A 21840-nucleotide genomic window follows, 5' to 3' on the forward strand; every position below is an offset into this window, starting at 1 on the left:
CTGTATAAAAATAATTATGGCTGTTTGGCTGTATTAGGATCGGCTGTCGCTGCATCCTTTTTCTTTGGAACACCGTCCAAACCGTACACTTCGTCGTAAGCATCAAAGATTTTACGTGCCACAGGTCCGGCGCTCCAAGCTCCGAAGCCTCCTTCAGGAATGACAACTGCTACTGCAAGTTTAGGATTCTGACGCGGTGCAAAGGCGATAAATACCCCGTTATCTTTCAGTTCCCTGCCTACACTCTGCTGAGATGTCCCCGTTTTGCGAGCAAAGTCATACGGAAAACCTTTAAATGCGCTAACATCTGTCGCCATCCCGCGTATGACTTCATTCCAGTAGGCATCCGGAAATTTCACTTCATTTAGCACCTTCGGTTTAATTGTTTGAACTACATTACCGTTGGTATCTTTAATTTGGCTGACCAAATGGGGCTCCATCCGTTTGCCCTTGGTAGCCAATACTGCTGTATATTGTGCAAGCTGAAGCGTTGTATATTTACCCTGCTGACCAAAAGAAGCATATGCCAGTTTAGATAATGAGGACTCTTTCGAATTATGAGCATACTCTCTGCGACCAGACCATTCACTTGGTAAATCCACACCTGTAGACACACCTAGCCCAAACTCCTTCATATAGCGGTCCCATACATTCACACCCTGATCTTCCTTGGCATTATTAATGTATTTGTTATACAATCTCTTACCTACCATATCGACCATAAATGCATTCGAGGAATGCCGTATGGCAGAAGCCGGGTCCAACCCGCCATACACGTGGCCAGAAGAGTTCCGTACTCGTGAAGAATTGTTACGCCCAAAATAGGCTGCTCCTGTATCCTGGTAGTAAGATGAAGTACTGAATAAACCTTCCTCCAGACCTATTAACACTGAAAGTGGTTTAATGGTGGAACCGAGCAGGACAACTGACTCTGGATGCTGGCCCGGTTGACCTGATCCAAAGGAGCGGATAGTACCATTTAAATATACATTTTGAATTTTTTTATAGTTATCATTGGATATATTTCCAGTTTGCCAATAATTTGCATCGTAATCCGGCATACTAGCCATAGCTACCACATTTCCTGTATCTACTTCCATCGCTACAGCGAAGCCTGTTTTGGCATAAGGATGAGTCTTGCCAGACACAGCGTGTGAATGGAGCCATCTCAATTGATCCGTAATGGCTTCTTCTGTTTTAACCTGAATCTCTTTATTAATCGTGGAATAAATGTTGTTCCCTTTTTGCGGAGGAGTAACAGAATCTACACCCTCCGGCATGTTTCGAGGATCAATCGGAACCGTTTTATAGCCATTTTTCCCTCGTAATTGTTCCTGATATTGATATTCCAGTCCATCAAAGCCAACAGATTCATTATCCATATAAATGAGGCCCGGATCATTTTCAGCTGACATGGATTTTTGAATATTCTTATATTTATCCAACGTTTCACGCGCACTTTTGTAGCTTTTAATATAACCGACCGCTTGAACAGCTACCGTATCAGGATCGTAATGACGTACCGTCTCTTCAACGACATCTACGCCTGGAAACTCACTCTTATGCTGCATAAAATAGGCAACTTCATCTTTATTAAGATTCGTTTTAATCAGACGCGGCGTAAAACCGCTAAATCGTTGATAGTTCCGATCCATAGCGTCCATAATTTGTTCTGCCGTCATTTGCGGCTCATCTTTATCGCCGTATTGAGCAAATCGATTCGCCAGCTTTTGTGTCATATTCTCCAGCTCAGGCAACAGCTTTTTATCAGGATTACGCTTTTCTTCCAAGCTGTCACTATAGTTTTTGGAGAGTGTGATATACAGCGATTGTACAGGTGTCGAATACGCCAGTCTGTTCTGGCCGGTTGAATCATAAATCGTTCCGCGAATCGGCGTAAGTGGTACATTTTTAGTAACATTACTGGCCTCCTGCTGCTTGAGCTGAGGTCCATCTACAAATTGAAGTATCGCCAGTCTTACAATTATGACTGTAAATATAATGAACGAGCTGAAAAAGAACAGATTAATCCGGAAGCTAAATCTTTTTCGGTCGGATGTCTCATTGTCTTTTCCTTGCTCGTTGTCCATCTTTCTCATGTGCCCTTTTCCACTCCTTCTTAAATCACTTTATCCTTGATATGTGTTTGGGCAAAACCGGGCGGGTTAAACCAGTCTCCACTTTGTGCCCAGGTCGGGTCTAGCGGTACCCACTGATGCTGTCCGCTCAAATATACCTCATTCCAGGCATGAGACCCGTATCCTCCCTGTCCGTTGTATCCAAGACCTGTTACGACCTTGACCTGTAGTCCCTGCGAACGAGCCATCATTGAGTACAGGCGGGCATAATCAATGCACACTCCTTTACGTGTATCAAACGTATCTCGGGGAGTCTGTTCATGCCAGTCACCACGTTGCTCATAGGCTTCCACCTTACTGTAATCATAGCTAATGCGGGTGCCTACCCATTCATACAACGCTCTGGCTTTTTGCTCGTCACCGCTAGCCCCTTCTGTAATCTTGGCCGCTGCCTGAACGATATCGCTTGGAATGTCTCGGTCAATTATTTCGTATTTGCGCTGCATGATACCATTCAATTCCTTGGTAACAGCTTGCGTAAATACAGGGAGCTTATCCTTAATCAGAGTCCCGGACAACGGCTCAATGACCGATTGCGCACCTTGCTTATAAATCGGCGAAGCTTGTACGTAGCTGCTAAACCCGCTGTCTGGGTACAGACTTACGCCTATGAACAGCAGGGCTATGATCATCATGGCGCGAGCACCACCAATAAGAGTACCTATTCCGGCCCCTGCCACCCTGCTGAAAAAGCCCGATTTTTGGGGATGCTCATGGAGAGAGGAATCTGATTTGCCACCTACCATCAGCACATAAATGGCACGCAGTATAAACTGGGCGATAGCATAACTGAGCATGAACAATACGGCAAACCGCAGCAGCGGAAAACCCTCTATCCCCGCCACAAGCGTATAATAAAATTGCTCAATCCCACTTAGTTTTCGCTGTGGCAAATGCTCCATGTAAGCTGCCAGCCATTGCTGCACCTTTGGTGAAAGCCACATGGCTAACCCGAGCGAGCACAAAATACCCGCCACAGTGAGTATGCCATCCACAATGAGACTAAACAGCGCACCTACAGATCTGGAGGCTCCTCGCCTCCACCCCTGTATTAACGACAATACTACGATGGCGATCAGAAACACCGTCACGCCATTCCAATGAAGAATAGACTCCAGCCAGGATGGATTCATTGTGTTCCTCCTGTCTTTACGGCGACTGTGGCGGCTGTGCAGCAGCCAAGTCTTTCGCGCTTTCGATATATTTCTTGACTGTGTCACTCATACTCCATTCGCCCAGCGACATTCCCTGAAACCATACCTTGACCTTGTCCCCCTCAAACGGACCTTTTACTTCCAGGTTGGAACTGGTCACTGTAAATGTACCATCTCCGTTGGAGGTGTATTTGGCATTTTGCCCCTCTTTTATCATCATGTTCAAAGCCTCGCTCTGAACCTTGTTAATTGCGTCATCCTTTGCCTGAGTCACGACCTTGCCAACCTGTTCAAAGGAAATACCACTGTAGACTAGCAAGCCTGCAATCACAATAATGACGATCAGCCATTTTACGAGAGTTCTTACAATCTTCAATATGACTAACAATAGGACAAGCCCAATCACTATATACAGCCAGTTATCCTGAACGATCTGCCAATTATGTTCCAAAAACTCTGACCAGACGTTCTTATCCATTCGCTACACTCCCGTTTCCAACTACATGATTCAAATTGCAAAATTGTCTCTGTAATTATACATGATTACGCAATGTCCTGTCAGCTTAGGTCTTATACATACCTTGTCAATCAATTCTTGTCCATACAAAGTGGTCTATGTTCGTCCAATCTAGCGTACAACTTAGGAAGGGCCAATACGAAGTAACATGAAAGTTTACATTTAGGAAAGGGGGTCAATCACATGAAAACAGCCCTCTGGCTGTATCTCTTCTTGTTCATTGCCTTTTTTGATCTGCATGCACAATATCCTATTTTGACACCATTCGCCATCTCTCTGGGGGCAGCTCCTACCTTTATCGGTTGGATGATGGGAATTTACTCTCTGACTCACCTGCCTGGGAATTTGATGGCAGGTCCCAAAGTCGACAAACACGGCAGTCGCCGATATATTATGTTCAGCCTGACAGCTGCAGGCCTGATCCTGATCATTCAATCGTACATCCATACACCATGGGAATTGCTTTTTCTGCGTGCGATTAGTGGTTATGTGTTGGCCTTTTTATCTCCAGCCTGTCTGGCCATGCTGGCGCAACTGTCCGATCATCCGGTTACGCAGGGCAAATATATGTCGGGACATGGTGTTGTCCATACGTTGGCTTCAGTTCTATCTCCGGCTGCGGGCGCATTTATCGTAGCCAGCTTTGGCTTTAGCGAGACATTTAGCTCCCTTGGTATCATTCTCGTAATCACGGGGCTTATGGCTTATTTCACCTTACCCAAAAAAGCACCCGCTCCGCAGGCCCAATTATCTGATGGTCATACGACACCTGCTCCACAGTCGGCAGTACAGACGCGGTTACCCTTCAATTGGCGTTATCTGCTTCTACCTTTTGTTTTGGCGTGCGCACAAGGCATTTTATTTTACGAGATCCCATTACGAAATAACGGTTCTGCGTCCATGATGTCCACCGGATTGCTCTTTTCCATCATCAGTTTGGGAGCACTCTGTACGCTCAGTTTGCTTTTTCTGAACAAATATTCACCGATGGTAAGGTTAATTTGCGGCATTATTCTGATGTCTTTAAGCTTCTACGCACTCGCCACCACGCCTGAAGCGACCATAGGCATCATCCTGTTTATTTTGGGAACAGCCAAAGGCATCATTTTTCCAGCGCTGGCCTCTCTTTTCATACGAATCGGAGGGGCTCGATTGGGCAAAACCTTTGCCCTACAATCCATTGCAACGTCTATCGGCTCCTTTGCCGGGCCTGTACTGGCGGGTCAGCTTCCGGATCACATATCTCCTTTTTTTATCGCATTTCTAATTTTGATGACTGGTCTACTATTCGTTCCTGTTCAGCGATTATCTCCTACACCACCACTGTCTGCCTCGGGTCCTTATCATTCCTAATTATAACTAAGGGGCCATGCTGAAATGCTACCTTTAAAGCCCAAAATACGTTCTAGAGGGCTTACGCACAGTACCTAATACCCTGCTCCTCATAGACTAATTTGACTGAACAATTCAATACAAAGGGAGGTGCAGCCCATGAGCCACTGTCATCCTGTAAGCCCTTGCCCTGTTTTTGGAACTTCAACTGGTACCATTCTTGTTCTTTATATTCTGCTCGTCATCATTCTTCGTACTTGCTGGTTCTAATGTTCTAATTAGCCCTAACATCCGGCTTTGTAACCCATGCCTGCCACTTACGGCAGGCTGTTTTGTTGTTTTTTGCATGAGAACCCCTTTTAGAGCTAAACTATACACATATTCTTTCATTTCCCGGGGAATTTCGAGCACAGGCATCAAGCAAGGGGTGAGCAAAATGGCGATAACCGTGATTGTCGAAGGAAAAAATGACCGCAGTAAACTCCGCCGATTACTCGATCCGGAGGTCAACATTTTATGCACCTTCGGCACACTAAACTCAATAAAATTAGAATCCCTCCGCCAGCGGACCAAGCATGACGAAATATTTTTATTTATGGACAACGACAGCTCAGGGAAAAAAATAAGAGGTGTGCTTGCAGACGCTTTTCCGGATGCCCTTCATATGTATACACGCAAAGGCTATGCAGGCGTAGAAGGTACTCCAGATGAATATGTAATTGCCCAGCTGGAAAAAGCAGGGCTTGAGGAATACATTGTATACCCTCCTTTTCTTTAGTCCTGCAAATAACAAAAAAGCTGTCCTCAGGTCAATTTCATGCCTGTTGGACAGCTCTATATAGTACAGCTTCTAAGATTGGTATTAGAACTTATGAACCGTATCAACGATCATCAGCAAGAAGCTGAGTGTCAAATGGTTAATGGAAAAGAAAAATACTTTTTTTGCCCACGAATCCGTTTCTTCTTTCTTAATCGTAAAGCCTTTAAAGGCATAAAACGCCCAAAGCACGGACAGTAACACGGACACGATCATAAAAATCATACCGGCATATCCATAAGCATACATAAGGATGGGTACCGGGATCAGCAGCACAATATAAGGAATCATCTGAATCTTAGTCCGATGGATGCCTTTCACGACTGGCAGCAATGGAAATCCTGCTGCGCGATATTCCTCAACTCTGCGAATGGCAAGTGCCCAGAAGTGAGGCGGTTGCCATAAGAACAGTAGTGCGAATAAGAGCCAAGCACCCATGTCAATACGGCCCGATGCGGCCACATAACCAATTACCGGAGGCATAGCCCCAGAAATACCGCCAATGGATGTACTCCATGTAGATGAACGTTTCAACCAGAGTGTATAGATGCCAACGTAGACAAACATACCCAATATGCCCAGTAGTCCTGCCTTCACACCAGAGAAGAAGAATAAAACAGCCAATCCGACAATACCCAAAATAATAGCGTATGACAACACCGTTGTAGGGGTCAGACGTCCTGTTGGCAGTGAGCGATTACGTGTGCGCTCCATCTTCAAATCCAACTCACGGTCAAAGTAGTTGTTAAAGACACAAGAAGACGCCATAACCAGCATTGTACCTAAGAGTGTAAGAATTAACTTTATATAGTCAACGTCCCATTGCGATGCCAACCAAAAACCACCGAAGGCTGCAACCAGATTAGTACGAAGGATGCCTGGCTTGGTAACTGTAATAAAATCTTTCCAAGTTCCCGCCTTACCGGGTGGTTTAGATTTTACAGAATAGGTAGCCGCATCCGAAGAAGTCTTATAACTAATATTATCCATTGTGAGTAACTCCCCCTTAGAGATGTATGAATTCGGGAGTAAGTTGAACTCCGATATAAATTTTATCATATACCTACCCCAAAAAGTTTGACAGAAAACGCACAAAACGTTCACAATTCAGATGGCAAATCACCCCTGCTGATCGTTTACAGTAAATTTGGGTAGTAATAAGTACAGGAAACAATACAAAAGGAGCGACAGATATGGATACAGCCACACACTTTGTCATGGGAGTCGGGTTGGCCGGGCTGGCCTATACTGATCCTGTCGTCGCCGGAGATCCCAAGCTAGCAGCGGTCATACTGCTCGCTACAGTCGTAGGGTCACAAGCTCCGGACTTTGACACCTTGCTTCGGTTGAAAAATAATGCAGCGTATATTCGCAATCACCGTGGACTGTCGCATTCTATCCCCTTCTGGTTGATATGGATCTTGTCCATAACGGGACTGATTTGCCTGATCTTCAGGGATGTGCCCCCAGGTCATGTAGCATTATGGGTAACGATTGCCGTCTGCCTGCATGTATTCACAGATTTATTCAATACGTACGGAACCCAGGCATTTCGGCCGTTTACGAATAAGTGGATATCTTGGAATATCATCCATATTTTTGATCCCTTTATTTTCGGCACCCATGTTGCTGCGATCATGCTGTGGATCACCGGATTGGTTCCGCCCGCCCCTTTATTTATTACGCTGTACGTCATTATTGGCCTGTATTACATTTGGCGAACCTGGAGTCATTTTATTACCAGAAAAGCGGTACGTGATATGGACAACAAGCGTCAGGAAGGCGACACCTATTATATCATTCCCACGGTATCATGGAACCGGTGGCATGTGGTAAAAGCTCATCAGAATGGAAGCTATGACATTGGCGGATTAAATGGCAAGCATTTATTTTGGACGAAACACGCAACTCCATCCACACATCCAGCCGTAGAGGCCTCCAAATCCTATCGCGATGTGCAAGCATTTCGCTATTTTTCCTCCTTTGCCGTTGCCGAGGTGGAAGAACTGGAATGGGGCTATATTGTGCGATGGGGAGACGTCAGGTATCGACACCGGAGGCAATATCCATTTGTGGCGGTGGTCGCGATGGATAAGCAATTCGGACTGATCAACAGTTATATTGGATGGCTCAGTGACGAAAAGATGCAAAAACGTCTTTCCTTGCATACGAATTAAAAATATTTCCAAGCTAACAATAGGCCGAGTGTATTACAGACAGCAAGTCTCCCTTAAACGGGGGCTTGCTGTTTTTTTGACTATTCCCGTAAAAAAAGTATTTCATGAAAGCGCCCTCTTGACGAAGCAGACTAACGTGATTCACAATGGTCATAAACATGCGCAAAAAAATCCGGAGCATGTTTGCTCCGGATTTTCTTCATCACAGCTGCTCATAATACAGCTTCCAAGATGGGAGTGTTTATGTGTATTACTGCAAGCGGCTGCTGCCCGACAAGGATTGTTCTGCTTGTTGGACCAGCTTTTTCGTGATGTATCCCCCAAGAGAACCTGTTTCGCGGGAAACGACATTACCGAAGTAACCGTCCTGAGGGATGGTGATGCCAAGTTCTTGAGCTGCCTCATATTTTAATTGTTGTAAAGCGGCGTTGGCCTGCGGTACTTGCAGGTTGTTTGAACGACGTCTGCTCATATTTGAATCTCCTTTCAGTTCTTTGTGAGTGAGGTTCATTGCAAGCTTGCAAGATTATTATGGCTCACTTACATCTACTTATTCCTGAAATTCAACATTCGAAGGCTGGAGGTTTTTACCATGAGCAAAGGTCTATCCCTATGGTTCGCCGTTTCATCCATTGTTCTGCTGACAGCAGCCGCTATATCCATCAGCTATTCTGCATGGCTTGCTATATTACTGGGACTTTTATCTGTCGGTAATATCGGCTGGGGCTTCGTAATCAAGGCCCGACAACGCCGTTCTTAAGTTAATTTGTAGAAGACCCCATCTGTCTGTCTTCAATTGGCTCTAGCGTAGACGTGGCAAAAAGCCCATGCGCTCTTTGACCGCAGACAGCGTGACTTCAGCAGCTTCTTGAGCACGCTCTGCGGATTGGGCCAAAATATGCCCAATTTCACCGGATTCCCGGATATCGCGATAGCGCTGCTGAATCGGTTCAAGCATAGCTACAACCGTCTCTGCCAGTTCTTTTTTAAATGTTCCGTACATTTGACCTTCATAGCGATCCTGCACTTCTTGGAGCGACAAACCGGAACACTGGCTGTAAATGCCCATCAGATTACTAATTTCCGGTTTATTGGCTGGATCATATCTAACCTCACTGCCCGAATCGGTAGTAGCGCGGCTGATTTTTTTGCGTATGACTTTTGGATCGTCCAGCAGTGCAATAAAACTGCCTGCATTCGGATTACTCTTACTCATTTTCTTGGATGCATCATCCAGGGACATAATTCTCGCCCCTACTTCAGGGATATACGGCTCCGGAACAGTAAAATAATCTCCATAACGGTGATTAAAGCGGCCCGCTAAATCACGTGTCAGCTCCAGATGCTGTTTTTGGTCGTCGCCTACTGGGACAAGGTCCGCATTGTAGAGCAAAATGTCAGCTGCCATCAATGACGGATATACGAACAGCCCTGCTCCTACGGAATCCTTGCCAGCGGCTTTGTCCTTAAACTGAGTCATACGCTCCAGCTCGCCCATATTCGTCAGTGTTGTCATCAACCATCCCAGCTCAGCGTGCTGAGGAACATGGGATTGTAAAAAGACATTGGATTTCTCTGGGTTAATACCCGCTGCGATAAATAATGCCGCTACCGCCTCCGACTGCTCACGTAATTGAGCTGGTTCCTGCGGTACAGTAATCGCATGAAGGTCTACGACCATAAAGTAACATTGATGATCCTCTTGCAATTTGACAAAGTTTTTCATTGCGCCGATGTAATTACCCAAAGTAAGTTGTCCACTAGGCTGAATACCTGAAAGTACGGTTTTCATATTCTTTCTCCTCCGATTATTTCAATATTTTAGAACGCAAAAAGGCCCCGCATCCTCAAGGGACGCGAGACCGTGGTACCACCCTTATTCATTGCTGTCAGCCTATGAGTTGTCGGAGCTATCCTCCGTGGCCGCTGCAATCTTGAAGCTCCGTTAACGAGGAGCAATCGGCCGTCATACTGAGGAAAGTAAAATCCTGTTCTGTGCGGCACTCCAAGGTCCATTCAGCAGTGCAGGCTCGCCGATTCTCATCCACCACCGGCTTTCTGAAGAGCTTATGCAAAAGCTTACTTGTCCTCATCATCGTGTTATCCATGTCATTTCTTTCTAAGCTACATTAATGATAATTCCGCTTACTGTTATTGTCAAATGACGATTGTGCCATATGACCAAAAATCTGTTATCATAATGACACGAAGCTTCAACCGATTATAGTGGACAAAGGAGCATGAATATGAAACAAGTGACCAAAGAACACTGGAACGGTTACGACACGTATGTTTTACATAGTGGTGAATTGGAAGTTACAATGATCCCTCGTCTGGGGAATAATATTATCTCCGTGCGTGATCTGAAGCTGAACCGGGATATCGTACGTCGACCTGGCGAGGAAGAATTGGCATTTTATTTACAAAAGCCATATCATTTTGGCTTACCTATTTTGATTCCTCCTGGCCGAATTCGCAAAGGACAATTTGAGTTTGACGGCGTCCCATATCAGTTTGACCGTAATACAGCCAACGACAATCATATACACGGTCTGCACCGTAATCAATCCTGGCGTTGCAGCGATATTGAAGAGGATGAAGAAGGTTGCAGCGTAACAACCGAGTTTCTGACAGAAAGTGATCCGCACTGGATGGAACAATACCCCATTCCTTTGCGGCTGGAAATGACATATCGTTTGCAGGGAACTGTATTAAGCCAAACGCTGCGCGTCACTAATCTAGGTGAAAAAACAGCCCCATTCGGCTTGGGATACCACACTTGGTTTATGGTGGATGGAGAACCTCAGCGCTGGCGCCTGAAGCTGCCGGTGAATGGAGTATATGAACAGGATGCTGAGCAGCTGCCTACAGGTGTCATTACTTCTTTAGATCATTTGGAACAGCTCTCCTCAGGTTTATCTTTGAAAGGAACAAATTTGGATACTGTGCTGCGAGCAGCGGAAGGCCCTGCTGAAGCTGTTTTGACTCGTGATGATGGCTATCAAATCCGCTACACCGCAGATGAGCAATACTTTAAGTATTGGGTACTATATACCAAAGGCGAATGCGATCAGTATCTTTGCATTGAGCCTTATACCTGGCTATCTGATGCTCCCAATTTTCCTGACCCAGTCGGAGATGGTGGGCTGATTCGTCTGGAGCCTCAACAATCCATCGACCTCAAAACTCAGATTCATATCATATATCCTTAATTTCCCTATAGTCGCTTTTCTTCCTTCGGCGCATATTTTCATAACTCTGTCGCATACTAACCTCATCACAGCCGAAGGAGGTGACTACACATGTATGAAGCCAATCAAGGCAGAGGACGTCGTAGCAATACTCTGGTCGTTCCTCAAGCCAACAACGCATTGCAACAATTGAAATATGAAGCTGCGCAAGAACTGGGCATCACCATTCCGGCAGATGGTTACTATGGTGATATGCCGTCCCGTGAAGCTGGGTCTCTGGGAGGCTATATCACTAAACGCTTAGTACAGCTGGCCGAACAGCAATTATCAGGTCGTTCAGGTCAATAAGCGTCATTATTCCACATGAGCATTCCGTTATCGTAATTTACCAAAATGCGTTATAACGGGTATATAACAAAGGCGGTCTTCCTTCGGAAGGCCGCTTTTCTTTGCTCTTTTTAATGTCGATAGTTATTCAGATTTAGCCGCGCGATATGTAGGCTTGTTATAGCGGATCATGAGATTCGCCATGTTGTAGTTAGACTCTAATGTTGCATCTACCAAGATTGTTCCTTGTCTGATGGCAAAATCGAAAGCAATCTCACCATGAGTCCAGCTACGCTTGTGATTTAGCGTTTCCAGGGCCATACGCCGAAAATGGTCCCGATGCTCTACAGATAAGCCTGGTTCTACTGCTGCAAATGTGCCACCTTTGCCTGCAATTGGATTATGCCGAATCCCAAATTTACCAACCACATTGTTCCGTATTTGTACAAATACGATCCCTGACGATAAACCCGCCAATTCATTATCCAATTCTTTAAAAACAATATCCATCTGCCTCACCAACGACAATTGACCTACTTCATCCATCAAAAACCCTCCTATATACCTTATATGAAAATATTTAATAGGTCTTACGGCTCAATTATATGCGAAGGTTTTTAAGCTTACAATCAAATTCAACATAATTGGGTATTTATAACTATTTTCTAAGTATATCCATCATTTTAAATTTCGCTAACAGGTAGCATCAATTGCACTTCGACATTTTGCGACTTTATTCATCATCCTCTGCAAAAATTACAAAAAAGGCCCCCCTTATGGGAGACCTTCTAAAATGTAACTCTGTTATTTTGTCATTTGCAAAAATTGCTCAATATCCTGAACAGTAACTTGTGCGGCGTTACGCCAGAAGTCAGCCTGTGTTAAATCGGTCCCCAAGTGCTTGGAGGCCAGTTCTTCTACTGTCATGCGACCTGTATCACGCAGCAAAGCATCATATTGGTCAGCAAAGCCATCCGGATTTTCCTTCGCAAAAGCGTAAATCCCTGCACTGAACATATACCCGAATGTGTATGGGAAGTTGTAGAAAGGAGTTTCCGTAATATAGAAGTGCAGCTTGGAAGCCCAAAAATGAGGATGAGCCTCATCCAGAACCCCACAAAACGCTTCACGCTGCGCTTCTTCCATCAACTCGCTTAATTGCTGTGCTCCTACAACACCTTTTTTCCGCAGCTCGTAAAAACGGGTTTCAAACAGGAAACGGGCATGAATGTTCATAAAGAAGGCTACACCACGCTGAATTTTATCCTCCAGCAAAGCTACCTTCTCCTGACCCTCAGCAGCTTCCAGCAGAGCATCTGATACAATCAGTTCTGCCAGCGTCGATGCTGTCTCAGCCACGTTCATAGCATAATTTTGATTCAATGGATGCAATTCATTCATCACATGTTGATGATAACCGTGTCCTAGCTCATGGGCCAGTGTCGAAACGTTGGATGGTGATCCGGCATAGGTCATAAAAATACGGGTTTCTTTGCTTAGACGCAGAGATGTACAAAACCCGCCTGGACGTTTGCCTGGACGATCCTCTGCTTCGATCCAGCTTTTCTCAAAAGCCATCTGGGCAAAGTCAGCCATTCTCGAACTAAATTTACCAAATTGCTCAACAATCGTTGCGGCTGCATCGTCGTAAGGGATTTTAGTGGTCGATGTTCCCAGCGGAGCTTCAATGTCATGCCAGGACAGTTTTTCTAAGCCTAGCAGCTTGGCTTTCCGCTCCAGGTATTTGACTACAATAGGCTTTGTTTCATTAATCACCTGCCACATCGTATCCAACGTTTGGGCTGACATACGACTGATTTCCAGCGGTTCCTTAAGCACGTCTGTCCAGCCCCGGTTTTCATATAGCTTGAGGCGGAAGCCTGCCAGATGATTCAGCGTATCGGCGCAATAGTCCTCCACCTGAGTCCATGCCTCTTCCCAACGTGCAAATACGTCTTTACGTACGCCGCGATCTGCTTCATCCAACTTATTAGCTGCCTGACCTACAGACAAGTGTACAATTTCACCATTTTCAGGCACCGGGATCGTCATATTTTTGACAATGGTATCATAAAAGTCACCCCAGCCATGGTAACCATCCACTGCCAAATCCAATGCAAGGCTCTCCAGCTCAGGAGCCATTTTTTCGCGCGCTTCGTTCCGGTATTCAGTTAGGACAAAGGAAATCGGCTTGATCGCTTCGCGCTCCATCCACTTCTGCCAAATGTCTTCACTGGTTTGTGCCAGCAAGTTCTGGAAAGCGACTAAAGCACTTTTTCCTTGGGCATACAACGAATTGACACGCGCCCCCAGTTGAACAGCCAGCTTGTCATGCTGATTTTGAGCAGTTAAACAAGATACAAAAGAACCTGCCTGCGATGCTCCATTAAACAGCTCCTGTATGCTATTCAGAACACTATCCAGACGTTCGGTATCCAACACCGTTTGTGGCACTTTGGCTACTTTAAGCTGGGATTGCAGCTGTTGGACCTTGCTCTCCAGTTCTTCCAAAAATGCATGAAATGAGGCAGAGGAAGAGCCTCCGCTAAAAATAGATTCCAGATCCCATGTTTGCTTTAACGGTGTTTTCATAATAGTTCCACCTTTCTTTTTTGGCGAATTCATGTGGTTTCATATACAATAAAGCTACATCGTGATGGTACAATCACTACAATTAGGAGGAAAACAGGATGAGACCCTTACAAATTTCGCCGGAAACGGCTGTGAAATTATCCGAAAAACTCGGCATTCCGCTGGAACACCTTATGCATACACCCCAGCACATTTTGATGCAAAAACTGGCCGAACTAGCTAAAGAAGAAGCCGCTGGCTCGAACGGCGGAGAATCGGACAAATCATGATTCCTTTTGATAAAACCTGGCCTTATGACATTGTCATGGGAGATGTTTATGTACAGTCTTGTCCGTTTTGCAACCATGATAACGTCTTGCTGCCCCTGAAGCCCAAAGAGCTTAAGCTCATTCATGAAGGCATGAAAAAGCTGCTTGTGTTTCCATGCTGCCATAACAAGGTTACTTTGGTGGATTGTGACGACGATTATTTGCTGTCAGATACCACGTTGCGCCATCATTAATTCATGAGGCAGTTGCAAGATAACTCGTTTTACAAACAAGGTGTGAACCATGAGCCTAAATTGGTCATAGTGCACACCTTTATTTCTTCAAGAGGAGCTTGCGTTCTGCATTTCCTCAGGTAGCTGGAAGTTTTTTGCCAGCATTTGTTCACGCAGGACAGACCACTGTTCACGAGAAGCTCTAATCATCGCTGCATCCATAATTTTCTTATCATTAATGACACGCGAAAACCAGCGCACTGCTTCGTTAAAGTTCCCCGTACGTCGATGCAGTTCACCAATCAGATAAAGCAGTTTGGCATTATTCGCACCAACGCCCTCCAGCTCATAGACTCGAACATAGGAATCCAAACTAAATTTGAGAAAGCGAAGCTCCTGCTCCTCATTCCCCTGGTATCTGTACATCCATGCAATATGCTGCAATAGACTGGCTACTACGCGTTCCTTTTCTCCGATGACCTGTGCACAGAGTAAACCCAACTTGTACGTTTCTAACGCCTCTTCCCAGCTACGATGCCCGCCATATTCGCGAGGCTGCCAGCGATTACCGATTTTATCCTTAAATAGCTTGGTTTGCTGATCGCTTAACTGAACGGTAGAGTGCTCTGTCGAAGTAAATCCACAATGAGGACAGACCCGTACGACATAAAAATCGGGATTTTCGTTCTTATAATAAGCGCAAAAATCTGAATCGGTACGAATAGCCTTCTTTAGGCTTGGTCTGACACGGGATGTCTGAAATTCTTGTTCGCATTGCGGACAGACGATTTTGATCTGATATAACGGTTCAAGTTCCAATGTTTTTACAACCCTCTCCAAAATTCGGCAATCCCCGAAAGCTTACGGGGTATTTACAAAATGATGCGCAGGACCGGACAAACGACTAAGTATGATGGAACGAAGCGGCTCCTCAATTCCCGTATCCGTTAACGCATCTGCCATACAAGACAACCATGCCTCTGCTCGCTCCTCCGTCACGGGGAACTTCATATGTCTGGCACGTAACATCGGATGACCATATGCATCAGAAAAGAGGGACGGCCCTCCAAAAAACTGGCTCAGGAACATAAACTGCTTTTCCTTTACCGGCTCCATGTCTTTAGGAAACAGGGGACTTAACAACGGATCTTTATAAACTCTCGGGTAGAAGGCCTCAATAATAGCACGAATACCTTCCGCACCCCCAAGGTTGTCATAAATGCTCAGGCTAGGATTCACTTTTCCTCCAACTTTCTGTGCTATGGTAATAAATATACACTCGTATTATAACAAAAAACAAAAAATGACGCTAAAAATAAGCGTCATTTTATCAATTTAACATATGAAGAGGTTTGCTTCACTGCACATCGCTTCGTCATTCCATGAATACCACTAATAACTCCGCCAATCCTCTTCACCGGGATGGACGAGAGAGGCACGAATGACATACACAAAAGCACATACAAACAGACCGGCAACGATACTCATCCTGATCACTCCATCCTTAAGGTTATGGAATCGTTGTTTTCTTATTTTAACATACTCTTTACAAAAAAACAGCATTCCATGTAATCGTTTTCTTTACTTTTTTGTACTCTTTGTCCATCCTCGACATAGGTATAATAGTACAACTCCAAAGGAGGGGCCTCTATGTCGCTGTACCGCCGTTTCTCGCTTCCTTTGCTCATCCTTATGCTGTTATTCCTATTCATACTGATGGCCGCGTATCCGCAATCTTCTTTGAATGCCGGGCTTCGCGGTCTTGCCATCTGGTGGGATGTGCTGTTCCCGTCCCTATTCCCATTTTTCGTTATTTCCGAGCTTCTTCTCGGCTTTGGAATTGTCCATTTCATAGGTGCGCTACTGGACCCACTGATGCAGCCTCTATTCCGTGTACCTGGCTGCGGGGGGTTTGTCGCGGCGGTCAGTTGTGCATCCGGCTACCCTATAGGGGCCAAATTAACCGCTAAGCTGTGGGAACAAAAATGGATCACTCGCATTGAAGGTGAACGTTTGGTCGCGTTTACGACTTCCTCTGATCCGATATTTCTGATTGGTGCAGTTTCTGTTGGCTTCTTCCATCAACCCGAAATTGCACTCGTCCTGGGAGCGGCCCATTACGGTGGCGTTCTCATCATCGGACTACTCATGCGCTTCCATGGTTCCCGTTCAGAGAAAAACGATATTCGCAGCGAACGCTCTCAACCTCCTCAAAAAGCCTGGTCGAAGTCTGCTAACACATTAACAACAGGTCGCAATAAACAGCCTGGGCCACTGCGCCAAGCGTTATATGCCATGCATACAGCACGTTTGGAAGATGGCCGTCCATTGGGTGAGTTGCTTCGTCAGGCGATTGCTTCCTCCCTACGCCTTATTATTGTCGTAGGAGGGCTGGTTGTATTCTTCTGCGTCATCTTAGAAGCTTTGACGAACTCCGGCTTAATGAGCGGGCTTCATCTGCTTACGGCTAGCCTATTGTCTGCCTGTGGTCTTCCTCCTACATTAACAGAGTCCATCGTAGGTGGTATTTTTGAAGTCACTTTAGGTGCGCAAGCTGCGGGTGAAGCCGCAGCAGCGGCATTACCGTTCAAGGTAGCCGCAGCAGCTTTTGTTCTCTCCTGGGGCGGGCTATCCGTCCATGCACAGGTTGCAAGTATTTTAAATATGACGAATCTCCGCTATATGCCATTTTTGCTGGCCCGGGCTGCGCACGGGATCATCTCTGCACTGCTAGCTCTCGTATTATGGCGCCCATTAATGGGGCAGGGAAGCTCTCCAGTCTTTTCTCCGGTCCACGATATCGCATGGTCCCCTGGCTTCTCGTCCGCTATGCTGCTGCAAAGTCTGCTGCTGCTTGCCTGCATACTGGCCGGAATGCTTGCTCTCTCCTGGTTAAGCGTGGGTACAAGTCGCTTATTCATACGATTGAAAGGAACACACCGGCAATGAACGATTGTGTTCTTGCTCATAATTGATTATGATCGATATATACCCATGACAAAGGAGCTTTTCATCTTGAGATATTATGTTCTGGATCGCGGGGATCAGCACTCCATGGACTTGAGTCAGCAATTTCACCGTCTTGCCCAAGAAAAGAATTTCAAGCTGGATGCCGAATCGCCGGAAATCGTCGTGTCTATTGGAGGCGATGGTACGATGCTTCATGCGTTTCATACCTTCATTGACCGCATTCCGGATATTGCCTTTGTTGGTGTACATACCGGTCATCTGGGCTTTTACGCGGATTGGCGTGCGGACGAGCTGGAGGAGCTAATCCACCTGATGAGCCAAAGCGGATCTAAGGGACCGCTTAACCCGAGAATCGTTAAGTATCCACTGATTGAGTTGGAAATTCACAAGAAGTCAGGCAATGCTTCTTTTATTGCCTTAAATGAGTTTACATTAAAAGGGGTAGATGGCACGGTCGTTGCCCAAGTAGATATTAACGATATCACCTTTGAGATGTTCCGTGGTGATGGTATATGTGTTTCTACACCTTCAGGAACAACCGCCTATAATAAAGCACTTGGCGGAGCTATGGTTCACCCTACCATTGAAGCATTACAGTTGACTGAGATCGCTTCCATTAATAACCGTGTGTACCGGACATTGGGATCCCCCCTGCTACTGCCAAAACATCATCATTGTGATATTTTTTCACGGAAAGATCAGCGTCTTTTACTGACTGTAGATCACCTGAACTTTCCTGTGGATGACTTGATCTCTGTTCGATGTCAGGTTGCAAGTCAGAAGATCAGCTTCGCTCGTTACCGTCCTTTCCCATTTTGGGATCGGGTACGCAACGCTTTCCTCAATTAGAATCTGTAAAAGAGCCAAATCCTGGCTCTTTTTTTAATTGATCAGAAGGAAGCGTTAGTCCCATTTTAAAATTTGCAAAAAGTTGATCATAACATGGGCAGTTGTGGAGGACTTACAAACAAAACGGCTCCTGAAAATTCAGGAACCGTTTTGTTGTGGAGATGTGAATGTTTTATTTTTTTGACGCTGGCCCTCGGGTTCACGCGAAACACGAACTTGCCGTCCCTCCCGATTTTCCTTTGGCTGGCGATCATAGCGTGGCCCACGCGATTCCTTTTTATCGAAGTTTCCTTGTGGATTGCGCTGCCTACGTGGTTCCCGGGCTTGCTGCCCTTCCCCCGAACTTCGCCCATCCTTTGCTTCACGCGGTTCCCTTGGCTGGCGCGAATCACGTGCTTCACGCTGCCGATTTCCTTCACGTCCTTCTCTGGATGGGCGACTTTCGCGAGCTTCACGCGGCTGTCGTTCACGTACTTCCTGCGCATCCTTCGGTTCCCTACGTTGCAACTCTCGTGGTTGGCGGGCTTCTGAAGGCTGTTCCACTCTCGACTCCTCTGTAGCTGCGGAATCCTGCTGTGGTTGCGGATATTCCGTTTGTCCAGCTGAAGGTTGCGAACTTTCTTGACGCTCTTCAGTTTCTGACATTTCCGCTTGTTCCCTTTGAGCATCTACCAACTGCTGGATGTCGGGAGGAACGAAGTCATCACTGGTACCGTTCTTATTTTCAACTTCACGGCTTTTTTGCAGCACAAAATAGGCACAGCCAAAATTGCAGTATTCATTAATATAATCGTCCAATACCACAATGGATGTATCTTTATTGGCTTTGGGGTGCCCTTCTCGATAAAACCCCTTCAGACGAAGCTGATTGTAACCCCAATCGCCAATAATATAATCATAGCGATCCAACACTTCACTATATCGATCACGAAAGGCTTCGGGATTCCACCCGTTCTTGTGATCCTGCAACACTTCATAGTTTTTACCACCGATTTGAAACAAGCTATTCTGACCGCCTTTCCCGGATCAAACCTGCGAAAGGGCGCTTTCTTCCTTATGCTGAGCGGCCGACTTCACCTGCTCATGCGCTTGGTAGGAGCTGCGGACCATCGGACCGGATTCGACGTGGCTGAATCCTCGCTGTAATCCCTCTTCCTTTAACTTCGCAAAATCTTCCGGTGGATAATATTTTTGCACATATAAATGTTTCTCGGATGGCTGCAAGTATTGACCAATTGTCATAATGTCACAATCGACTTTGCGCAGATCATCCATGGTTTGTAAGATCTCGTCCCACTCTTCTCCGACACCTAACATGATGCTTGATTTCGTTGGGATATCCGGGTTTAATTGTTTTGCACGTTGAAGCAGCTCCAGAGAGCGGTGATATTTCGCTTTAGCCCGAACCTTGTCGGACATACGTTCCACCGTTTCAATATTATGATTCAAAATATCTGGCTTGGCATCCATGACGATTCGCAGCGACTCAATGTCGCCCATAAAGTCGGGAATCAATACTTCTACACTGCAAAAAGGTAATCGGCGGCGAATCGCACGAACCGTTTCTGCAAATATTGTAGCGCCCCCGTCTTTCAAATCATCGCGGGCCACACTGGTTACGACACAGTGTTTTAAATTCATGTTCTCAGCCGCTTCTGCGACGCGTTCAGGCTCCTGCAAGTCCAGTTCCGTAGGCATTCCCGTATTTACTGCGCAAAAACGACACGCACGCGTACAAATATCACCCAAAATCATAAATGTAGCTGTCCTGTTAGCCCAGCATTCATATATATTAGGGCATCGTGCCTCCTCACATACGGTATGTAATGTCTTGGAACGCATCATGCTCTTGATTTCCTGATAGTTATCGCCTGTCGTAAGTTTAATACGAATCCAATCGGGTTTAGCTTCCTTCACTTTTTTAGACAATGGCATAGACCTTCTTTCTGATAAGCTTAAGCTGTCATTGCCATACATTATAGCATGAAAGCCATGGAAAAACCTCCATTCATTGTTCCCTTTTTGATATGACATTGATGCCGGAAAAAGTAAACTCTTGAGATGGATAAAAGCGGCGGATATGGCTCAATCTAATCAAAAGCGCCCTAATTACGCAAATACGGGCCAAGAATTTACCGGGCGCTTAAGCCCTTTTATAGGAGGTCGGTTCACGTGTCTTACCCTATGCGGGCAGTCCGCGCTGTTCGTCTGTTATCGCTGCTGTTGTGCGCTACTACACTGACAACGGCTTGTCCGCTTCCTGCTCACGCCTTTACCGAGGACACAAAGTCCTCGTCAGCCGGAAATAACCTGACAACAAATATGGATGCTTCACATGCTTCGTCTTCATCGTATACGTCCAGACTTGCCTTATATCACTCCATTGAAGCCCTGACAGGAGTCCCTTGGTACAGACTGGCTGCCATCGACCAGTACGAACGCACACTCACGGTGGCCCATCCCAAGGATCGCAAGCATGCGGAACGGATCATAGGTATTTTTGTGACGGGACCGGTATGGTCCGGTCTGTTGAACCCTGATGCCGAGGATCAAAATCCACGTTCCATTGAACTATTTTCCGGGCTGGGACAAGACGGCTCAGGCGATGGAATCGCTGACCGCAATAATGACAAGGATTTGCTGTTCAGCATCGCTTCTTATCTCGGAAAGTATGGAAATAACGAGGATGAATTTGGTATTGCCATGTGGGAATATTACCATAACAGCCGCTCGGTTCAAAGAGTTCAGCAGTTTGCCAAGCTGTATCAGAGGTATGGCAAACTTGATCTGGTCAGTCAAGCTTTTCCGCTGCCTCTAGGCAGCATTTATAGCTACCGCAGCACTTGGGGAAGCCGACGCAGCTGGGGGGGCTACCGTATACACGAGGGGACTGACCTGTTTGCTGGCTACGGAGTTCCGGTTCGCAGCACCTGCTACGGTGTAGTTGAAATGAAGGGCTGGAACCCCTTCGGAGGCTGGCGAATCGGTATTCGTGATCTCAACAACCGCTATCACTACTATGCACACCTTTCCGGCTTTGATAAAACCGTTCATAACGGAGACATCGTCACGCCTGGTCAGACGGTGGGCTGGGTCGGAAGCTCGGGCTATGGGAAACCGGGTACCCAAGGCAAATTCCCACCACATCTACACTATGGTATATACCGGGACAATGGCTGGACAGACTGGTCCTTTGATCCCTATCCGCTATTAAGACAGTGGGAGCAGAGTGAACGTAAAGCGCTCAAATCAGGAAAAACCAAAGGGACTTCCTCATAGGTCCCTTTGGTTTTTT

23 protein-coding genes, 1 pseudogene and 1 other annotated feature are annotated in these 21840 nt (G+C 46.0%); of the genes and pseudogenes, 12 read left to right on the forward strand and 12 right to left on the reverse strand.

What is annotated here, in order from left to right; all coding sequences use genetic code 11:
* Window positions 1–14: 14 nt before the first annotated feature.
* Genes ACUC6J_RS19970 through ACUC6J_RS19980 form a run of 3 tightly spaced genes read right to left on the reverse strand, consistent with a single transcriptional unit; the run spans window position 15 to window position 3770 of the window.
* The gene (locus tag ACUC6J_RS19970; RefSeq protein ID WP_250251274.1) at window positions 15–2099 is read right to left on the reverse strand and encodes a peptidoglycan D,D-transpeptidase FtsI family protein; all 2085 of its coding nucleotides are present in this window, start codon (window positions 2097–2099) and stop codon (window positions 15–17) included.
* 20 nt (window positions 2100–2119) lie between these two features.
* Entirely contained in the window at window positions 2120–3271 is a 1152-nt protein-coding gene (locus tag ACUC6J_RS19975) for a transglutaminase domain-containing protein (RefSeq protein ID WP_016819994.1), read from the reverse strand.
* A gap of 16 nt (window positions 3272–3287) precedes the next feature.
* A complete protein-coding gene (locus ACUC6J_RS19980) occupies window positions 3288–3770 on the reverse strand; it encodes a hypothetical protein (RefSeq protein WP_016819993.1) in 483 nt (160 codons plus the stop codon).
* A gap of 222 nt (window positions 3771–3992) precedes the next feature.
* Here ACUC6J_RS19980 and ACUC6J_RS19985 point away from each other — a divergent pair, with 222 nt between their 5' ends.
* From ACUC6J_RS19985 to ACUC6J_RS19995, 3 genes and pseudogenes are all read left to right on the forward strand, one after another.
* Window positions 3993–5162 (forward strand): MFS transporter, encoded by a 1170-nt coding sequence (locus tag ACUC6J_RS19985; RefSeq protein ID WP_447249332.1) that lies wholly within the window; start codon window positions 3993–3995, stop codon window positions 5160–5162.
* 180 nt (window positions 5163–5342) lie between these two features.
* Window positions 5343–5411: pseudogene (locus tag ACUC6J_RS19990) on the forward strand (YjcZ family sporulation protein); the annotation flags it as partial.
* Window positions 5412–5577: 166 nt separating this feature from the next.
* A complete protein-coding gene (locus ACUC6J_RS19995; protein WP_016819990.1) occupies window positions 5578–5919 on the forward strand; it encodes a toprim domain-containing protein in 342 nt (113 codons plus the stop codon).
* 84 nt (window positions 5920–6003) lie between these two features.
* On the opposite strand, the gene cyoE is transcribed toward ACUC6J_RS19995, so the two are convergent.
* Window positions 6004–6948, reverse strand: a complete 945-nt coding sequence (cyoE, locus tag ACUC6J_RS20000; RefSeq protein WP_016819989.1) for a heme o synthase — start codon at window positions 6946–6948, stop codon at window positions 6004–6006.
* A gap of 203 nt (window positions 6949–7151) precedes the next feature.
* Between cyoE and ACUC6J_RS20005 the strand changes: the two genes are divergently transcribed.
* Window positions 7152–8135, forward strand: a complete 984-nt coding sequence (locus tag ACUC6J_RS20005; protein ID WP_016819988.1) for a metal-dependent hydrolase — start codon at window positions 7152–7154, stop codon at window positions 8133–8135.
* Window positions 8136–8385: 250 nt separating this feature from the next.
* Here the strand turns inward: ACUC6J_RS20005 and ACUC6J_RS20010 are convergent, their stop codons facing one another.
* Window positions 8386–8607: an alpha/beta-type small acid-soluble spore protein gene (locus tag ACUC6J_RS20010; protein WP_013311857.1), complete on the reverse strand. Its 222-nt coding sequence runs from the start codon at window positions 8605–8607 to the stop codon at window positions 8386–8388.
* A 120-nt stretch (window positions 8608–8727) separates the two neighbouring features.
* Between ACUC6J_RS20010 and ACUC6J_RS20015 the strand changes: the two genes are divergently transcribed.
* A complete protein-coding gene (locus ACUC6J_RS20015) occupies window positions 8728–8895 on the forward strand; it encodes a hypothetical protein (RefSeq protein ID WP_016324694.1) in 168 nt (55 codons plus the stop codon).
* A gap of 42 nt (window positions 8896–8937) precedes the next feature.
* On the opposite strand, the gene trpS is transcribed toward ACUC6J_RS20015, so the two are convergent.
* Window positions 8938–9927 (reverse strand): tryptophan--tRNA ligase, encoded by a 990-nt coding sequence (gene trpS, locus ACUC6J_RS20020; RefSeq protein WP_016819987.1) that lies wholly within the window; start codon window positions 9925–9927, stop codon window positions 8938–8940.
* Between the two features lie 55 nt (window positions 9928–9982).
* Window positions 9983–10240: a binding site (T-box leader), on the reverse strand.
* A gap of 141 nt (window positions 10241–10381) precedes the next feature.
* Here trpS and ACUC6J_RS20025 point away from each other — a divergent pair.
* Both ACUC6J_RS20025 and ACUC6J_RS20030 read left to right on the forward strand, forming a co-directional pair.
* On the forward strand, window positions 10382–11347 hold the full coding sequence (locus tag ACUC6J_RS20025; RefSeq protein WP_017427268.1) for an aldose 1-epimerase: 966 nt from the start codon (window positions 10382–10384) through the stop codon (window positions 11345–11347).
* 90 nt (window positions 11348–11437) lie between these two features.
* A complete protein-coding gene (locus ACUC6J_RS20030; RefSeq protein ID WP_013372934.1) occupies window positions 11438–11674 on the forward strand; it encodes an alpha/beta-type small acid-soluble spore protein in 237 nt (78 codons plus the stop codon).
* A gap of 123 nt (window positions 11675–11797) precedes the next feature.
* On the opposite strand, the gene ACUC6J_RS20035 is transcribed toward ACUC6J_RS20030, so the two are convergent.
* Both ACUC6J_RS20035 and ACUC6J_RS20040 read right to left on the reverse strand, forming a co-directional pair.
* Window positions 11798–12199, reverse strand: a complete 402-nt coding sequence (locus ACUC6J_RS20035; protein WP_290403301.1) for an O-methyltransferase — start codon at window positions 12197–12199, stop codon at window positions 11798–11800.
* Window positions 12200–12457: 258 nt separating this feature from the next.
* Window positions 12458–14245, reverse strand: coding sequence for a M3 family oligoendopeptidase (locus tag ACUC6J_RS20040; protein ID WP_025365777.1), 1788 nt, complete (start codon window positions 14243–14245; stop codon window positions 12458–12460).
* 98 nt (window positions 14246–14343) lie between these two features.
* Between ACUC6J_RS20040 and ACUC6J_RS20045 the strand changes: the two genes are divergently transcribed.
* Both ACUC6J_RS20045 and ACUC6J_RS20050 read left to right on the forward strand, forming a co-directional pair.
* Window positions 14344–14514: a YycC family protein gene (locus ACUC6J_RS20045; protein WP_016819983.1), complete on the forward strand. Its 171-nt coding sequence runs from the start codon at window positions 14344–14346 to the stop codon at window positions 14512–14514.
* Complete coding sequence (locus tag ACUC6J_RS20050) at window positions 14511–14747, forward strand: hypothetical protein (RefSeq protein ID WP_013372938.1); 237 nt, start codon at window positions 14511–14513, stop codon at window positions 14745–14747. Before ACUC6J_RS20045 ends, ACUC6J_RS20050 begins: the two co-directional genes overlap by 4 nt.
* Before the next feature lie 87 nt (window positions 14748–14834).
* Here the strand turns inward: ACUC6J_RS20050 and ACUC6J_RS20055 are convergent, their stop codons facing one another.
* The gene (locus tag ACUC6J_RS20055) at window positions 14835–15566 is read right to left on the reverse strand and encodes a DUF2225 domain-containing protein (RefSeq protein WP_013372939.1); all 732 of its coding nucleotides are present in this window, start codon (window positions 15564–15566) and stop codon (window positions 14835–14837) included.
* 21 nt (window positions 15567–15587) lie between these two features.
* Window positions 15588–15965, reverse strand: a complete 378-nt coding sequence (locus ACUC6J_RS20060) for a globin domain-containing protein (protein WP_013372940.1) — start codon at window positions 15963–15965, stop codon at window positions 15588–15590.
* 411 nt (window positions 15966–16376) lie between these two features.
* On the opposite strand from ACUC6J_RS20060, the gene ylbJ reads away from it, so the two are divergent.
* Together ylbJ and ACUC6J_RS20070 are read left to right on the forward strand one after the other, a co-directional pair.
* Entirely contained in the window at window positions 16377–17675 is a 1299-nt protein-coding gene (gene ylbJ, locus ACUC6J_RS20065) for a sporulation integral membrane protein YlbJ (protein ID WP_330720936.1), read from the forward strand.
* A gap of 66 nt (window positions 17676–17741) precedes the next feature.
* The gene (locus tag ACUC6J_RS20070; RefSeq protein WP_017427262.1) at window positions 17742–18545 is read left to right on the forward strand and encodes an NAD kinase; all 804 of its coding nucleotides are present in this window, start codon (window positions 17742–17744) and stop codon (window positions 18543–18545) included.
* Window positions 18546–18683: 138 nt separating this feature from the next.
* Here the strand turns inward: ACUC6J_RS20070 and ACUC6J_RS20075 are convergent, their stop codons facing one another.
* Both ACUC6J_RS20075 and lipA read right to left on the reverse strand, forming a co-directional pair.
* The gene (locus tag ACUC6J_RS20075; protein ID WP_017427261.1) at window positions 18684–19547 is read right to left on the reverse strand and encodes a YutD family protein; all 864 of its coding nucleotides are present in this window, start codon (window positions 19545–19547) and stop codon (window positions 18684–18686) included.
* A 24-nt stretch (window positions 19548–19571) separates the two neighbouring features.
* On the reverse strand, window positions 19572–20474 hold the full coding sequence (gene lipA, locus ACUC6J_RS20080) for a lipoyl synthase (protein ID WP_016819978.1): 903 nt from the start codon (window positions 20472–20474) through the stop codon (window positions 19572–19574).
* A gap of 243 nt (window positions 20475–20717) precedes the next feature.
* Here lipA and ACUC6J_RS20085 point away from each other — a divergent pair, with 243 nt between their 5' ends.
* Window positions 20718–21824, forward strand: a complete 1107-nt coding sequence (locus ACUC6J_RS20085) for a M23 family metallopeptidase (RefSeq protein WP_277509285.1) — start codon at window positions 20718–20720, stop codon at window positions 21822–21824.
* The last annotated feature ends 16 nt before the right edge of the window (window positions 21825–21840 follow it).

This window comes from Paenibacillus sp. JJ1683 (assembly GCF_053006485.1).

Excerpts from the sequence above, each read along its gene's own strand:
- ACUC6J_RS19980 (WP_016819993.1), bottom strand. The coding sequence starts at position 3,770 with ATGGATAAGAACGTCTGGTCAGAGTTTTTGGAACATAATTGGCAGATC.
- ACUC6J_RS20050 (WP_013372938.1), top strand. The coding sequence starts at position 14,511 with ATGATTCCTTTTGATAAAACCTGGCCTTATGACATTGTCATGGGAGAT.
- cyoE (WP_016819989.1), bottom strand. The coding sequence starts at position 6,948 with ATGGATAATATTAGTTATAAGACTTCTTCGGATGCGGCTACCTATTCT.
- ACUC6J_RS20015 (WP_016324694.1), top strand. The coding sequence starts at position 8,728 with ATGAGCAAAGGTCTATCCCTATGGTTCGCCGTTTCATCCATTGTTCTG.
- ACUC6J_RS19970 (WP_250251274.1), bottom strand. The coding sequence starts at position 2,099 with ATGAGAAAGATGGACAACGAGCAAGGAAAAGACAATGAGACATCCGAC.
- ACUC6J_RS19985 (WP_447249332.1), top strand. The coding sequence starts at position 3,993 with ATGAAAACAGCCCTCTGGCTGTATCTCTTCTTGTTCATTGCCTTTTTT.
- ACUC6J_RS20045 (WP_016819983.1), top strand. The coding sequence starts at position 14,344 with ATGAGACCCTTACAAATTTCGCCGGAAACGGCTGTGAAATTATCCGAA.
- ACUC6J_RS20035 (WP_290403301.1), bottom strand. The coding sequence starts at position 12,199 with ATGGATGAAGTAGGTCAATTGTCGTTGGTGAGGCAGATGGATATTGTT.
- trpS (WP_016819987.1), bottom strand. The coding sequence starts at position 9,927 with ATGAAAACCGTACTTTCAGGTATTCAGCCTAGTGGACAACTTACTTTG.
- ylbJ (WP_330720936.1), top strand. The coding sequence starts at position 16,377 with ATGTCGCTGTACCGCCGTTTCTCGCTTCCTTTGCTCATCCTTATGCTG.
- ACUC6J_RS20010 (WP_013311857.1), bottom strand. The coding sequence starts at position 8,607 with ATGAGCAGACGTCGTTCAAACAACCTGCAAGTACCGCAGGCCAACGCC.
- ACUC6J_RS19975 (WP_016819994.1), bottom strand. The coding sequence starts at position 3,271 with ATGAATCCATCCTGGCTGGAGTCTATTCTTCATTGGAATGGCGTGACG.
- ACUC6J_RS20025 (WP_017427268.1), top strand. The coding sequence starts at position 10,382 with ATGAAACAAGTGACCAAAGAACACTGGAACGGTTACGACACGTATGTT.
- ACUC6J_RS20005 (WP_016819988.1), top strand. The coding sequence starts at position 7,152 with ATGGATACAGCCACACACTTTGTCATGGGAGTCGGGTTGGCCGGGCTG.
- ACUC6J_RS20040 (WP_025365777.1), bottom strand. The coding sequence starts at position 14,245 with ATGAAAACACCGTTAAAGCAAACATGGGATCTGGAATCTATTTTTAGC.
- ACUC6J_RS19995 (WP_016819990.1), top strand. The coding sequence starts at position 5,578 with ATGGCGATAACCGTGATTGTCGAAGGAAAAAATGACCGCAGTAAACTC.
- ACUC6J_RS20030 (WP_013372934.1), top strand. The coding sequence starts at position 11,438 with ATGTATGAAGCCAATCAAGGCAGAGGACGTCGTAGCAATACTCTGGTC.